Origin of the sequence: Veillonella sp. AS16 (genome assembly GCF_000517785.1) — a bacterium.
Classification (GTDB): Bacteria; Bacillota; Negativicutes; order Veillonellales; family Veillonellaceae; genus Veillonella; species Veillonella denticariosi.
In genome coordinates, this window is sequence record NZ_AZYX01000012.1 from 18,513 (window position 1) to 33,809 (window position 15,297).

Below are 15,297 nucleotides of genomic sequence, written 5' to 3' on the forward strand. Positions count from 1 at the left end.
TTTTCCCTCCTTATCGTCCGTAAACTTTCACAAACTATAGAATATAGTTATCCTTTATGCAGGTTATTTTATAAAACATGTCGAATACTATTAATATGGAATTCTTTTCGTATTCTCATAACATATTCTATATACAGGAGGTATGTATGAAAGCATATAACCCTTATGAAAACATGTTAAATACCCTGGATGTGGCTGCGGAAAAACTCGGCTATTCCCGCAGTGATTACGAAGTACTGCGCCATCCGGAACGGGAACTCAAGGTCTCCGTTCCATTACAGCTCGACAACGGCGAAGTACGCGTATACGAGGGCTATCGTTGTCAGCACTCCACATTGCGCGGCAGCGCTAAAGGCGGACTCCGTTTCCACCCTGATTCCGATGAAAACGAAGTGCGTGCCTTGGCCGCATGGATGACCATAAAAAATGCGATCGCCAATCTTCCGTACGGCGGCGGTAAGGGCGGTATCAAGGTCGATCCAAAAACGTTGAGCCAACGCGAACTGGAACGCTTAACCCGTAATTTTGTTCGTCGCATTGCCCCTATTATCGGCGTAAATACGGACGTACCTGCACCGGACGTAAACACAAACGCTCAGATTATGAGCTGGATTGCCGACGAGTACAGCACATTAAAAGGCGAATGGAGCCCGGGTATCGTTACGGGCAAACCGATTGAGGTCGGCGGCTCTCTGGGTCGTAACGAAGCGACCGGTCGCGGCTGTCTCATCGCATTGCAAAGCTATCTTGCGAAAAAGAATCTGGATATCAAAAATCTCACAGTAGCCGTACAGGGCTTCGGTAACGTAGGATCCGTCGGGACACGCCTCATCGCACAGGCAGGGGCTAAAGTCGTTGCCATCGGCGATGTGAGCGTCAACATCTACAATCCGAACGGCATCGACGTTGAAAAAGCATACGAATATGCAAATTCACACGGTCGATCCTTGAAAGGTTACTCCGAACCGGGTATGACCCTCATCGGCGGGCAGGAACTATTGGCTCAACCTGTTGATGTTCTGTACATGGCAGCCCTTGAAAACCAGTTAAACAAAGATAACATGGAAAATATCCAGGCCAAAATCATCCTGGAAGGTGCGAACGGTCCTACTACAAATGATGCGGATAAGTACTTCTACGAAAAAGGCATCGACATCATTCCTGACGTTCTCGCTAACGGTGGCGGCGTAGTCGTATCGTACTACGAATGGGTTCAAAACAAGGCGAGCTACTACTGGACCGAAGAAGAGGTCAACGAACGGTTGACTAAAAATATGCAAAACAGCTTCGAAGCGGTTTGGAACATGCAGCAGAAATATAATGTACCGCCTCGCCAAGCGGCATACATGGTTGCTCTCGAACGCCTCGTAATAGAAACCACATTGCGGGGCTACAACTGCTAAGCTTTCAATGAAAAATTAGATTTATAATCAACCAATTAAATAATTCCGCAATTTCTAATCCATCCTCCTATGCTATAAGCATAAAAAGAGCGTAAACTCTACATATACAGAGTTTACGCTCTTTTATTTGAAAGCCTCATCAATATTATCATACGAAGGATTGCTATTTCATGCGAAGGTTTCCGACGCTTTTATTTAAAAGTCCCCATCAATGCAATCATACGCGGGTTCTCCATTAAGGATCTCACCAGAACAGATCCGACCACAGCCGGCACAGTCTGTCCCACTAAAAGATTCAATACCAACGGCCAATAGGGAATATTGAGCAACTGGCTGAGCCACAACGGCACACAGAGCGCGGGCACCAGGATAATCGGCAAGATAACCCACCACGAACTGAGCCCCATGCGGCGCATGCCTACGATGATACCCGTCGTCAATATGCCGACACCGAAACCGCCCAGCATATCGAGAATGCCGAGGCCGCCAAATAAAAAATTGGAAATGAGGTTGCCAATCCCCATGGGAATCACCAAAAACGGAAAGGCATAAGCAAGTGCATACAATGATGTTGCTATACGAATTTGATAAGCTCCAAAAGAAATACTTTGGGTCACATACAATAAGACGATATAAAGCGCTATAACCATAGCGGAAATTGTCATTTTTCGGGTAGAACTCATAACACTCACCTCCTCAAATAAAAAAGAGCATGGCAAAACTACCATGCTCGAATGCTTATGATTTTCCGTAGTTTTGTTTAGAGACAGGATGGTTTCAAACTGTCTTATTCAATTGTCGCCTTTCGGCATATACACATCTTAGCATACATCCCTTCGTTTCGCAATTAGTGAAAGTTCAACACCTAATCCGCAACGTCAGACGAACCGGATTATTTTCCGAAATGAATCGCCGGGTCCTCAACGCCGTTGGCACGAAACGCTTCGGCCCTGTCAATACAGGTACCGCAATGTCCACACGGCACCGCTCCGCCTTCATAGCAGGACCACGTCAATTCATAAGGCACATGAAGGCGCAATCCTTCTTTCACCACATCCGCCTTGTTGACATTGATGAAAGGCGCCTCCAATGAACAAGCCTGACCTGAGCCTTCAAAGATAGCATCGCCCATGGACTTATAAAACTGTTCCGTACAGTCCGGATAGGCATTTCCTGCCGCATCATCGCTATGCGCGCCGTAGTAAATATAACCGCAGTCGAGTGATAGGGCCAGGGACGCCGCCGCCGACAGGAACAATCCGTTTCTAAAGGGCACATAGGTACTCACCGGGCCGTCCCCTTCCCGGTCCTGCTGCTCTTTATAGGAACCTTGAGGCACGGCTTCATCGGATTGCATCAAAAGGGACGAATTGCTGAAAGCAAACAGCTTCGTCACGTCCATCGTCTTTCCTTCGATACCGTAATGCGCCAAAACGGCGGCTGCCGCCTCTAATTCCTTACCGTGCTTCTGACCGTATCGGATTGACAACGGCACCACATTATCCTTACCGAACCGCTCAATGGCAAGCGCCAGACATGTTGTACTATCCACGCCGCCGCTGAACAAAACAACGGCACGTTGTTTCTGAGCCATAAATTCTCCTTTCAGAACACGATTATAAGTCGATATCGAGTTCTACAGGACAGTGGTCGGAGCCGAAAATCTGTTGATGAATCTTCGCCTCTTTAATCTTGTCATCAAGGCGCTTGGATGTAATGAAGTAATCGATTCTCCATCCCGTATTCCGTTCACGCGCCTTGCCCATGTATGACCACCAGCTATATTCCTCAATCGCATCCGGATAGAGGTGGCGGAATGTGTCCGTAAAGCCGGCCTCCAGTAATTCCGTCATCTTTGCCCGTTCTTCATCGGAAAAGCCCGCATTTTTGCGATTTGTCTTCGGATTTTTAAGGTCGATTTCCTGATGCGCCACATTTAAATCGCCGCAGAGAATAACCGGTTTCTTCTTATCCAGTTCAAGCAAGTAATTGCGGAACGCATCTTCCCAGGTCATGCGGTAATCGAGACGCGCCAACTCACGCTGACTGTTCGGCGTGTAGCAACACACGAGATAAAAATTATCATATTCCGCGGTAATAACACGACCCTCCTGGTCATGTTCTTCAATACCGATACCGTTTGTCACGGAAAGCGGCTTGATACGCGTAAATACGGCGGTACCGCTATATCCCTTCTTCACCGCACTGTTCCAAAACTGTTCATAGCCGGGCAATTCCAGTTGAATCTGATCCGGTTGCAACTTCGTTTCCTGCAGGCAAAAAATATCCGCATCCAATGCGTTAAAGGATTCCATAAACCCCTTTGTTACAGCGGCACGCAGGCCGTTTACATTCCAAGAAATTAACTTCATTTAAACTCCTTTATTTTTATGCTTCTTCCCATGACGTGCTTCAGCACGGGCTTTTCGGGACTCTTCATTGGCACGCATGGCATTTTCCTTTTTTCTCCGATAATAATTAGCCAGCACGGATAGAAGAAAAATAATCATGACCGTTACATTAAATGCACCGGGCCCGAACGTATAGATATGATAGCATAAATAACCAAATGCGATAATCGACAATATGTGTTTTAAACTTTCCATCATACCTCCTAGGACTGTTGCAAGGTTTCGACGCCGGTATTGAGCGGAAATCCGTCATAGGTCACCCAGTCGCTGGAGCTGCCTACGTATAAAGCGGATTCGAGCCCGATTTCACTCATCGCCATCAAGGCATTACACGCGGTAACACCGGACCCGCAATACGTCACAAGCGGCCGACTTTGGTATAACTCGTTATAAAACTCGGCCTCCAAATCTTTTACAGATTTAGGACCGTCCGCTGTATAGCCGCTTTCATAAAAATGATTCACGGCACCCGGAATGTGCCCGGTCATACCGTCCATGGTGTCTATTTCAGAGCCGTCATACCGGTACGGCGCACGGGCATCGATGATGACATGATCACCGCTTTCACTGGCCTTGAGGACCTCATCGCGACTCATCACCATGTGAGTCTGCAATTCATAGTTGAATACTGACGGTTTATCCGGCAACGGTGTCGGTTCCTTCGTTAAAGTATGACCTTCCTTAATCCAGCGTTCAACGCCACCTGATAAGACGCGCACATCCTTGAGCCCCATGTACCGCAACGTCCACCACAAACGACCGGCCAGAAACAACCAGGAATCATAAATAACAACCTTCGATTCGCGTGTTATCCCGTATGATTCAAGAGTATGCGCCAACTGATCCATATCGGGCAACGGATGACGACCGCCGTGCTCGCCGAGCGGCCCTGTCAAATCCTTGTCCAAATCGACAGCATAAGCACCCTTGATGTGCCCCTGCTTATAATTTTGATACCCGCGAGCATCGAGAATAATGACTTCATCTAGACAACTTAACAATTCTTTAGGAGTGATAAAATTAGACATATGTACTCCTTTCTATAAACATATCGAAAATGTCAGATGCGATATAGTTTATTATATAACGAAGAAAGGTTGTAGACAATGAATATCAGCTTTCATAAGAAGTAATATTAATAAATTTCATGAATCTCTTATAATTCTGTGCCCTATACGTCTTTTTTACCCCCTTAACATATGATATAATGTAACTAATTACTCTTGTGTGTGTAATTAGACTAGGTATCTAGAAGGGTTTGTGTAGTTGTAAGGAGCGTACACAGTTGAAAAAAGGTTACATCAAACTAATTGCAGCCGTTGTACTCGGCATTGCTATTATTGGTGGCGGAATCTACGGGGTATATACCCTCTTATCATCCAATACAGCGACAATTTTATATCGCTCTACCGTAGAGGACAAAATCAACGCGCTTCGACCTTATATCAATGCATTGGATGCGTATAATTCTTACAGCGTGGCCTACGAGAGCCAATTACAACCAACCCTTGAAGAACTTCGTAACGGTACACACAACACAACGATTACCTTACCGAAATATAAGGACTTAAAACAAGCTTTAGAGGAAGCAAAGCAGGAAAGTCCTACCGCCTATGAGGATGTAAATCAGGCAACAAATGACGTGCTTGCCCTTTTAGATCAAATCATTCCGATTGCGGATCAACTACAAGCCTATTACGTAGCAAGAACCTATGAAAAAGATAATTACAAGGGCAGCGATGATTTAGCCGCTCAATACGTCCCGTTGGCGGAACAGTTCAATGCCGCTTACAATGCATTGGATCTCGCTCTAGATAATCGTAACAATCAACTCTACAAGGAACGCATGGGTGAGTTCCAAGAGGAAAAACGGGAAAATGCGGTAAACTTTATCGAACTCAACCTTATCACAGCACAGACAATTAACCTTATCGACCCGGACGGCAACACCGACACGCAAAAGGTCGAATCCAACTTACAACAGATTACACAACGCATCAATAAATTACAACCAGGCTCCACGCCAAGCACACAGGCCGCTGTAAAAGCATATCAGGATTCCACAAAGGAATTCGTTGCAGAGGCGCGGAACTACATCATTATCAATTCATCTTACGGCGAAGCATATACCCAGTTGTTTATAAAATATAACAAGATGGTGAGCAAAGCCAACTCCGTTAATATGAATGATCTTGATATAACCGAAAAAAACAAGAAATGAAGAATAAGCCGAGTCCGATTACTGTCGGAGTCGGCATTATTAATTTAAATGCTAAAACAGGAAAATAAACCTCCTAAGGTAAGCCTCAGGAGGTTTATTTTATATTCCAACCTATTCAAAAAGGGATTATAGGACAACTGTTTTCAGCTTATTTCCGCTTCAAATCCTTCGTAATAATATAATATTCCGCAGGAGAAATAGCGATGCCGTCAATCTTACTATTCCCTACCACATTGATATTCGGATAAGCCAAGAAAAGGGCTACGCTATTGTCGAGCATCAATTGTTGTGCATTAATAACGGCATTACGGCGTACCGTCTGATCATCGGAGCTTTCAGCAAGTGCTAAGAGTTCATCAAATCGTGCATTGGAAAATTCCGTACCGTTATTTTCACTACCGGTCCCCCAATATTGTTTCAGGAACCATACGGGCTGCCCCGTATTAGATGTGACTATGCTGGATAAAATCATGTCATAATCGCCGGACTGCGCAATCGAATCCACCACGGTATAATCCATGATTTTGATTTGCACATCAATACCTATTTTCTTGTAATCCGCCTGCAACGCCTCCGCATATAGCGGCAATTCAGGACGGGATGCATAGGTATAAAGCGTCAATACGAGGTTCTCCCCATCTTTATCGACGATGCCGTCCCCATTCGTATCGCGGTACCCGTCGCGAGCCAGTAATTCCTTCGCACGTTCCACATTATATGCATTCGGATCGCGCAACTGATTAAATCCATAATCCACCGATGGCGGCAACGGTGCTTTACCCGGTGTGAAAGTCCCCTTCATAAGGGTTTTCGCATATTCCTCACGAGGGGCCGCGCTGATAAGAGCGCTACGAAAATCGGCACTCTTCAACGGCCCTTTTTGGCTCATACGCACCATCAGATCTCGCAATGATGCGGTTTCATAGACCGTAAAATTCTTGTCATTCTTAAAGGTTTCGTATTCGCCGGGACCGATATTGACGGCCATGTCCACATCACCGGACTGTAACGCCATCGCGCGCGTGTTCGCATCGTTGATGGCAGGGACCTCTACCTTGCTGAATCCGGCTTTGCCGTCCCAGTAATTTTCATTGCGTTTAAGCACAGCCCGTTCCTTCGTAAACGATTCCACTTCATACGGACCTGTCGCTATAGGACCGTCCTTGCTGATATCACGCCCCTGTTCCTCTGCGGTCACGTCGATAATGAGAAATAGAGGATCACCTAACAAATTCGGCAAATTATAATACGGCTTGTCCGTCTTAATCGTGAGCTCCTGACCTTTTGCAGTTATCTCCGTGTAATTGAAGAACGTTTTAGCGCGATTACTCTTTTTGAAAGTTCGCTCCAGCGATGCTTTCACCGCCTCAGCCGTCAAGCGATTGCCGTTTGAGAATTTCACCTTGTCATTGATGGTGAAAGTCCAGGTCAGTTTATCATCCCCCTGTTTCCAGGATGTTGCAAGCCACGGTTTCACCTGCATGGAGTCATCAAACTTAACGAGTGTTTCACCGATACCGTAACGCACCACCACCCAGCTGAAATAATCCGCCGTCGGCTCTAATGTGCTGGCAAAACCGATAGTGCCCACCTTAAGGACATCATCGGAACCCGATTCCGACTGATTCATACAGCCCGTGATACCAAACACCATGATACCCAATGCGGCACCTATTAATAAAGCCTTGCTAAATCCTTTCATCTACACACCTTCCTTTCACACAAATCTATGTATATAATTTCATATGAACATACATCTATATACCCATACGGGTATATTAAATCTATTTAAATATACTATATTCCGAGTATTTACACAATGTAAATTTATGAATATTTGTACAAAAAAGCCCCCTGAAAGGGGGCTTTCACCATATTCTTATTCTGCTACGCTATCCATCGTCAACGGTTTATGGTCCTGTCCGATTTCAAAAATAGAACTCAATAACACCTTTGTATATGGATGTTTTGCATCAGCCAGATGGAACGCATCCAGTTCCTCCACGATAGCACCTTTATACATGACTACGACCTTGTGGCACATAGTACGGATGAATGCAATATCATGGGCGATAAATAGATATGTCAGATTTTTCTTTTTCTGCAATCTCGCTAACAGATATGCGATGGAATCCTGTACGGATACGTCAAGAGCGCTTGTCGCTTCATCGAGAACGAGAATTTCCGGCTCCAATACGATAGCGCGAGCAATCGCTACGCGTTGGCGCTGACCGCCGGACATTTCATGAGGATAGCGATGCATAAACTCACGCGGTAAATCTACCATTTCCAGGTAATCACCGGCAATTCGTTCCTCTTGACCCTTTTCGAGCAAGCCGAAATTATATAGAGGCTCCAGTATGATGTCCTTTACTTTCATGCGCGGATTAAACGCTGCTGACGGATCCTGAAACACCATTTGAATCTTTTGACGATATTGTTTCGTCTGTTCCCGATTCATATGCTGGATTTCAACACCGTCCACATAAATTTCGCCTTCCGTAATAGGAAGCATCTTCATAATCATGCGCACCAGCGTAGTTTTACCGGAACCGGATTCCCCTACAATGCCCAGGGACCGGCCTTTCTCAAGCGTGATATTGATATCTTTACACGCCTCGAGTTCACCGCCGGTCGGCAAAGGGAAGCGCTTGCATACATGTTTTAGTTCTATTGCGTAATCAGTCAATGTAACGGCCTCCTCCCAATGTCGGTACCGCATCCTTCAACTGTTTCGTGTATGCATTGGATGGGTTTTCCAAGATATCCTGTGGCGTTCCCGCATCGACGACACGGCCTTTTTTCATAACGAGGATATAATCAGACATATACGCGGCCACACCGAGGTTATGCGTTACCATGACGATTGCCGAATTATGTTCCTTTGAAAGCTCGAGCATTTGCATTACCACCTGAGATTGCGTTGTCACATCAAGCGCCGATGTAGGTTCATCGCCGATGAGAAGTGCCGGGTCTAACGCAAGCGCCATAGCGATTCCCACGCGTTGACGTTGACCGCCGGATAATTCATGAGGGTATCGTTTCAACATATCCGCCCCGTCAGGCAGGGATACGGACGCTAACAACTCAATAGCACGTCGGTCGCATTCATCATCAGTAATGTCTATATGCGCTTTAAACAGTTCACAAAACTGCTTTCCAATACGCACGATAGGGTCCAATGCACTACCGCTGTCCTGAAATATCATGGCCATATCTTTACCGCGTATAGACCGCCATTCTGATTTGGATAGTGTGCGAAGATCATGACCGTTAAACACCATGGTTCCGTCCGTCACTTCTCCGCCTACCGGCAACAATCCCATTAGGGCCCGGATTACGGTAGTCTTACCGGATCCGGATTCCCCTACGATGGTTAATACCTTGCCGCGTTCCAAGGTAAAGTTTACATCCATAACAGCAGGCACACCTTGATACGCGATGCTAAGGTTTTTTACAGTAAGTACGTTTTCCGCCATTACAGCTCCTCATTATTTCGTAATTTTATTTGTAATCCAGTAGTAATCACTTGGGTACATAACAGCACCTTTCAAGTAAGAACCGGTTACGATATTAGTTTTAGGATAACCCAAGAACAATGCTGCGCCGTCATTCATCAACAATTGTTGGATTTTAATAGCATAATCACGACGTTTAGCAGGATCAAATTCGGTTTCTGCCGCATCTAACAATTGGTCAACCTCTGGATTGGAATAACCGGACCCATTTTGAGGGTTGGAACCATTGATATTGGAGTGCCAGTAATTCGCCAAGAACCAGATCGGGTCGCCCGTATTCGCCGTTACGATATTGGAAATAAGCATATCATAGTCGCCATCCTGACCCATTTTATCGATCAAGTTATAGTCAACAGTCTTGATTTTCATATCGATACCCACTTTTTTGAGGTCCGCTTGTACAGCTTCCGCATAAAGTGGCAACTCAGCACGAGAGTTATATACAACGAAGTTGAATGTCAACGGTTTACCGTCTTTGTCAAGAACACCGTCACCGTCAGTATCTTTCCAGCCGTCTTCCGATAATAATTGTTTTGCCCGTTCCACATTATACGCATTAGGGTCTTTCAAGTCATTGAAGCCATAATCCATGGATGGTGGAATTGGAGCGGAACCGGGAATGAATGTACCTTTTAACAATACATCCGCATAGTTTTTGCGGTCCGTTGCGGAAATAACCGCAGCACGAACCTTGTCATCGCCAAGGATGCCACGTTGATTGATACGCGCCAATACTACGCGAAGAGATGCGATTTCATCCACCTTAAACTTGTCGTTGCCTTGGAACAAACCGATTTCGCCAGGTCCGATGTTAACAGCCATGTCCACATCACCGGACTGCAAACTCATAGCGCGCGTATTCGGATCATCGATGGAAGGGATTTCTACAGTCTTGAACGGTACTTCACCATCCCAGTAATTTTCGTTTGCCACCATTTCAGCGCGTTCCTTCGTGAAAGATTTCACTACGTATGGACCTGTACCGATCGGTCCTTCTTTAGCAAAGTTACGGCCGTCTTTTTCAGACTGCACATCGACGATTAGGAACAACGGATCCGCTAAAAGACCAGGCATGTTAGGGTATTCCTTATCCGTCTTGATGATCAATTGTTGACCGTTCGCTTCGATGGAATCATATTTGAAGAACGTTTTGGCGCGATTGGATTTTTCAAAAGCGCGTTCAATGGATGCTTTTACAGCGGCCGCATCAACCTTTTTGCCGTTAGAGAATTTTACCTTGTCATTGATTGTGAAAGTCCAGGTTTTCTTATCATCAGATACTTCCCATTTAGAGGCGATCCATGGCTGCGGCTTCATTTGTTCGTCAAATTTCGTCAACGTTTCGCCCACACCGTAACGCATAACAACCCATGCGAAGAAGTTTTCAGTCGGTTCCAATGTAGATGCAAAATTTGTTACGGCTACTTTCAACGTATCCTTATTCTCGGCACCTTTGTTATCAGCACCGCAACCGGCAATGAAGGAACCCATCATCACAATGCTAAGACCTGCTATGAGGGCCTTTTTCCAAGATTTTTTCATGTAAATCTCCTTGTACAATTACAACATATATAATATCACCATGCCACGCTATGGGTGGCATTAATGGTAAAACCACATTACAGTCCGTCCGCCACAGGACGGTTCTTTCACAGAATATATTTCGAATTTTTTCCTGAATATACCTTGAGCTAAATTTTATCCCTGATTCTTAGGATCCACTACATCACGCAGCGAGTCGGACCAGAGATTGAAAATAGCTACGACGAGCAAAATGGACATCCCCGGAAATGCCATAAGCCATGGGCTCGTCTGTAAATATTGACGCCCTTCATTGAGCATAAGGCCCCATTCCGGAGTCGGCGGCTGCGCACCGAAACCGAGGAAAGATAAGCCCGCAACCTCAATCATGATAGCCCCGATGTCGAGAGCACCGGTCGTTACGACGAGAGGTAAAATGTTCGGAATAATATGACGTCTGAGAATGGTTCCCGTAGAAGCCCCCATCATAACCGCCGCCGTTACATATTCCTCGCCGCGTACTTTCAGCGTAAGGGAACGCACGATACGCGCATATTTCGCCCAGCCTACGACAGACAAAGCGAGAATGGTGTTTACAATACTACCGCCCAAAATACCGGCGATAGCAATCGCCAATACAACGCCCGGGAAGGATAACATAATATCCGCCATACGCATGAGGACGATTTCAATTTTCCCGCCGAAATAACCTGCCACCGCACCGATAACGGTACCGATTGTCACCATGATAACGACGATAGACACGCCCATGAAGAGGGACAACTGCGTACCGTAAATGATACGGGATAATACGTCGCGGCCCAGCTTATCCGTGCCGAACCAGTGCTGTGCGCTCGGCGCCTGCAGAGCCTGACTCATATTCGATGTGAAAGCATCGCCCGGTGCAAGCCATGGTGCAAAGATAGCGATGAACACGACGATGAGCATCAACATACTGTAGAAAGAGAACAATTTATGTTTTTGAATAAATTCTGCCATCATGTTCTCTCCCGTTTTAATCTAGGGTCCAACAGGATATACGATGCATCTACTAAAGCGTTAATGCACATATACGCTAATGCAACCCACAACACAAAGCCTTCAATCAGCGGATAATCACGCATGGTGATGGCATAAATCGCCATATTCCCGAGGCCAGGCCAGGAGAATACCATTTCCACTACGGCTACACCGCCTAAAAGCCATCCGATAAGTACGCCCAAGATAGTAATCAATGGAAGTAATGCATTCGGCAAAATATGGCCGAATAAGATTTTCACTTCGCTGACACCACGAGCGCGAGCACCGATGACGTAATCCTTCTGCATTTCCTCCAGGATGACAAGACGTACTTGCCTCATGTACTTGGAACCTACCACCACGGCCAATGTAATCGCCGGGAGAATGACCCCCGTTGCCGTTACACGGGATGATGCGATCGGAACCAGACCTAACTTAAGACCGAAAATGTAGATTAACACTAATCCCAACCAGAATGTCGGCATAGAGATACCTACAAAGGAAGCAAATCTGAGCAGATAGTCTATCCATTTATTCCGATTAAGAGCGCTCACAATTCCTGCCGGCAATGCATACAGCAATGTAAATACTAAGGCTGTTCCCGCGAGGGCTACCGTTCCCGGCAAAGCCTCAAGCATACGGTCCACCACCGGTTTTTTCGAGGAATAACTCATCCCCAAATCGCCGTGCGCCGCATTGACAACCCAGTTCGCATACTGCACCAGAAACGGCTTATCGAGCCCCAACTGTGCTCGCGTTTCATCAATCGTTTCCTGAGATACAATCGTATCCGCCGTTTCCAATAACATCGTTACCGGATCACCGGGGGCTAAATAGGTTAGACAAAATGTCAAAAATGTAATGCCAAACAGGGTCACAATAAACTGACCGATCTGCTTGGCAATGCGTTTGCCCATAGGCACCTCCTAAACTCTCTAAAACCCTAAATACCAGAGATACATGAATAACCCTATAAGTGACACTCCAAGCTGCTGCATTCCAATATCTCCTATCTCCATAATTTTATTGCTTTGCAATATGGAGGCCTCTACACAGTTGAGCTATACCCGGAAATATGCACAAAAAAAGGCTAGCCAGCCTGACTAACCTAAACAGGAAATACCATATACAATATACCGTTCCTTTAGAGCAGGCTTTCTGACTTATGATTCATCGCAACATCTCGGCCTTCCCAGTTCCCCAGTGACCCTATAATGAAACCTTGCTCCTCATTACAGCTATTTGCATAGTATGGGATTCACACCCATTTTCCTCTTTTACGCTCGGTATACACCGACACTCATTAGTTTATTCATTTTTATCGATTATAAATATACTATATTTATACTTAGTTTACAATACACATACCCCCTATGGGTACAAAGCACACATCAAGACACAAAAAAGAGGCCGTTACAGTAGTAACAGCCGCTAAAAGACGAGAGTTTAATCGATACTTTGTTGTAAACCGACCTGGCGGCGATGTAGCCATGCTTTACGAACCATATACGTTACAAAGCCGATGCCGATAGCAATAGCGCTGCCCATCATCGCATCCACGCCACATGCGTAGATCGCATACAAGCAGTATGCTACGCCAAACATCGCAACCGGTGCGAATCTTTTAACTTTCACCTCTGCAGCACCCTCCTGTCGCATCATAGTCGTTACGGCTAAGATACACAATACATAAGGGAACACATTAGTTACAACGGCCAAGTTTACAAGATTTTCAAATTGCTGACGAAGAGAGTCATCTGCCGTAAATAATGTAATCGCCGTTTCAATAGCCAACAAGATAAAGACGCCACGCACAGGAGCATCCTTGCTGTTCACGCGAGCGAACACCTTAGGGAAATAGCCGTGCTCTGCGCAGCTTTTAAAAACACGAGACAAGGTGAACTGCCAGCACAATAATGCACCGAAGCAGGAAATCACCATAGCCGCCATTACGATGTCAGCCACCGTATCATTGAACATGTATACGAAGGTCAACCCGAATGGTGCATTCGAATTTAAGAGATCAACGTTAGGCACGATACCGGCCATCACGTTAGTGGACAAGATGTAAATCACCGCCACTGCTAATGTGCCCGCTACAGTCGCAATAGGCACGTTTTTCTTTGGATTCTCTACAGCATCAGCATTCGCTGCAGCAGATTCAAATCCTAGGAAGCCCCACAATGTTAATGCAATGGATTGTTTGATTGCATCAAAGAACGGCAAGTCGTTTGGATTCCATGCCGCCATGTACGTGTCAGGGTTGAACCAGAACCAACCGAGGGTTCCGATTACAAGGACCGGGACGATAGCGCCCCAAATAGTAAGGTTGCTTAATTGACCTGTGAAGCGATTGCCGCGGAAATTCAAAATCGCCGCGAACCAGAGCAATACGATTGCCGCCTCACTCATCTGAATGGCATTAAGATCAACCCCAAAGAAAACTGCGCCATAACCGACTGCAGATACTGCAATGGCTATATTAGCAATGATAAGCGATATGCTGTAAGCATAATTCGCCATAAAATGTCCAGTTTTACCGAAGCGGTATTCTGCATAACCGCCCACGCCGCCACGTTTTGTGGAGAACATACCCGCTTGAGCAAAAATATACGCCAGTACCAGCGCACCCACAGCTGTCACGAGCCAAGATAAAACTGAAATAGTACCAACTTGAGCCAAATTAGTCGGTAACATAATGATCCCAGCTCCTAGCATATTGGCTGCTACCATTGTGGTTAGCTGGAATACAGACATTTTTTTAGCGGTGGTTTTCATGTATCAATCCCCTTTCATTAAGGTGAATTTTTTCTCGTCCATAATTCACTTGTACTATATATACCGCTAAGTAAATCCAGTTCGTGCTGTGATGGGCTTGAATGTGGATTTACCGTTTTTATTCTTAATACGACTCCAATAATATCACCTATGAGTTCAAAATGAAAGTACTTTATTGACGGACATGTCATATTACACGAATTGAATAAATCATATATAATTTAACATATAAAACGAACTGAATTTATTTTAACGATGACAATATATATTTTTACCCTATTTTATCCTGTGTCTATATGTGATTTTTCCTATCTATGACGGTTATAGTATCGTGGTACAAGACTATTATTTTCTACCGTCCACTGTATGCGAACACAAAATCACACCATTTTTATAGTACATTCTCACTTACAATACATAACAGT

At 45.4% G+C, this 15,297-nt stretch carries 14 protein-coding genes and 1 riboswitch; of the genes, 2 read left to right on the plus strand and 12 right to left on the minus strand.

Annotated elements, in window-relative coordinates:
- Nucleotides 1-146 precede the first annotated feature (146 nt).
- Nucleotides 147-1,403 (plus strand): Glu/Leu/Phe/Val dehydrogenase, encoded by a 1,257-nt coding sequence (locus HMPREF1521_RS04695; protein ID WP_038116464.1) that lies wholly within the window; start codon nucleotides 147-149, stop codon nucleotides 1,401-1,403.
- Between the two features lie 191 nt (nucleotides 1,404-1,594).
- On the opposite strand, the gene HMPREF1521_RS04700 is transcribed toward HMPREF1521_RS04695, so the two are convergent.
- The 5 genes from HMPREF1521_RS04700 to HMPREF1521_RS04720 form a co-directional block, all read right to left on the minus strand.
- Nucleotides 1,595-2,086, minus strand: coding sequence for a QueT transporter family protein (locus HMPREF1521_RS04700; RefSeq protein WP_038116467.1), 492 nt, complete (start codon nucleotides 2,084-2,086; stop codon nucleotides 1,595-1,597).
- A 209-nt stretch (nucleotides 2,087-2,295) separates the two neighbouring features.
- The gene (gene queC / locus HMPREF1521_RS04705) at nucleotides 2,296-2,997 is read right to left on the minus strand and encodes a 7-cyano-7-deazaguanine synthase QueC (RefSeq protein ID WP_038116470.1); all 702 of its coding nucleotides are present in this window, start codon (nucleotides 2,995-2,997) and stop codon (nucleotides 2,296-2,298) included.
- Between the two features lie 22 nt (nucleotides 2,998-3,019).
- Complete coding sequence (locus HMPREF1521_RS04710) at nucleotides 3,020-3,775, minus strand: exodeoxyribonuclease III (RefSeq protein ID WP_038116473.1); 756 nt, start codon at nucleotides 3,773-3,775, stop codon at nucleotides 3,020-3,022.
- Nucleotides 3,776-4,009: a hypothetical protein gene (locus HMPREF1521_RS04715; protein ID WP_038116475.1), complete on the minus strand. Its 234-nt coding sequence runs from the start codon at nucleotides 4,007-4,009 to the stop codon at nucleotides 3,776-3,778. It lies immediately after the preceding gene.
- 8 nt (nucleotides 4,010-4,017) lie between these two features.
- Nucleotides 4,018-4,842: a sulfurtransferase gene (locus HMPREF1521_RS04720; RefSeq protein ID WP_038116477.1), complete on the minus strand. Its 825-nt coding sequence runs from the start codon at nucleotides 4,840-4,842 to the stop codon at nucleotides 4,018-4,020.
- A 257-nt stretch (nucleotides 4,843-5,099) separates the two neighbouring features.
- On the opposite strand from HMPREF1521_RS04720, the gene HMPREF1521_RS04725 reads away from it, so the two are divergent.
- The gene (locus HMPREF1521_RS04725) at nucleotides 5,100-6,035 is read left to right on the plus strand and encodes a DUF3829 domain-containing protein (RefSeq protein WP_038116480.1); all 936 of its coding nucleotides are present in this window, start codon (nucleotides 5,100-5,102) and stop codon (nucleotides 6,033-6,035) included.
- Nucleotides 6,036-6,183: 148 nt separating this feature from the next.
- Here HMPREF1521_RS04725 and HMPREF1521_RS04730 read toward each other — a convergent pair whose 3' ends face one another.
- From HMPREF1521_RS04730 to potE, 7 genes are all read right to left on the minus strand, one after another.
- Entirely contained in the window at nucleotides 6,184-7,737 is a 1,554-nt protein-coding gene (locus HMPREF1521_RS04730) for an ABC transporter substrate-binding protein (protein ID WP_038116482.1), read from the minus strand.
- A gap of 177 nt (nucleotides 7,738-7,914) precedes the next feature.
- Nucleotides 7,915-8,724 (minus strand): ABC transporter ATP-binding protein, encoded by an 810-nt coding sequence (locus HMPREF1521_RS04735; RefSeq protein WP_038116485.1) that lies wholly within the window; start codon nucleotides 8,722-8,724, stop codon nucleotides 7,915-7,917.
- Complete coding sequence (locus tag HMPREF1521_RS04740) at nucleotides 8,717-9,514, minus strand: ABC transporter ATP-binding protein (protein WP_038116486.1); 798 nt, start codon at nucleotides 9,512-9,514, stop codon at nucleotides 8,717-8,719. The genes HMPREF1521_RS04735 and HMPREF1521_RS04740 overlap by 8 nt, the downstream gene beginning before the upstream one ends.
- A gap of 12 nt (nucleotides 9,515-9,526) precedes the next feature.
- Nucleotides 9,527-11,095, minus strand: a complete 1,569-nt coding sequence (locus HMPREF1521_RS04745) for an ABC transporter substrate-binding protein (protein ID WP_038116487.1) — start codon at nucleotides 11,093-11,095, stop codon at nucleotides 9,527-9,529.
- A gap of 156 nt (nucleotides 11,096-11,251) precedes the next feature.
- Nucleotides 11,252-12,073, minus strand: coding sequence for a nickel transporter permease (gene nikC, locus HMPREF1521_RS04750; protein WP_038116534.1), 822 nt, complete (start codon nucleotides 12,071-12,073; stop codon nucleotides 11,252-11,254).
- Complete coding sequence (gene nikB, locus HMPREF1521_RS04755) at nucleotides 12,073-13,011, minus strand: nickel ABC transporter permease (RefSeq protein ID WP_038116489.1); 939 nt, start codon at nucleotides 13,009-13,011, stop codon at nucleotides 12,073-12,075. The genes nikC and nikB overlap by 1 nt, the downstream gene beginning before the upstream one ends.
- A 213-nt stretch (nucleotides 13,012-13,224) precedes the next feature.
- Nucleotides 13,225-13,413: riboswitch (cobalamin riboswitch) on the minus strand.
- A gap of 127 nt (nucleotides 13,414-13,540) precedes the next feature.
- Nucleotides 13,541-14,872 carry a putrescine-ornithine antiporter gene (potE, locus tag HMPREF1521_RS04760; protein WP_038116491.1) on the minus strand — a complete coding sequence of 444 codons (1,332 nt, stop codon included), beginning with the start codon at nucleotides 14,870-14,872 and terminating at the stop codon, nucleotides 13,541-13,543.
- Between the last annotated feature and the right edge of the window lie 425 nt (nucleotides 14,873-15,297).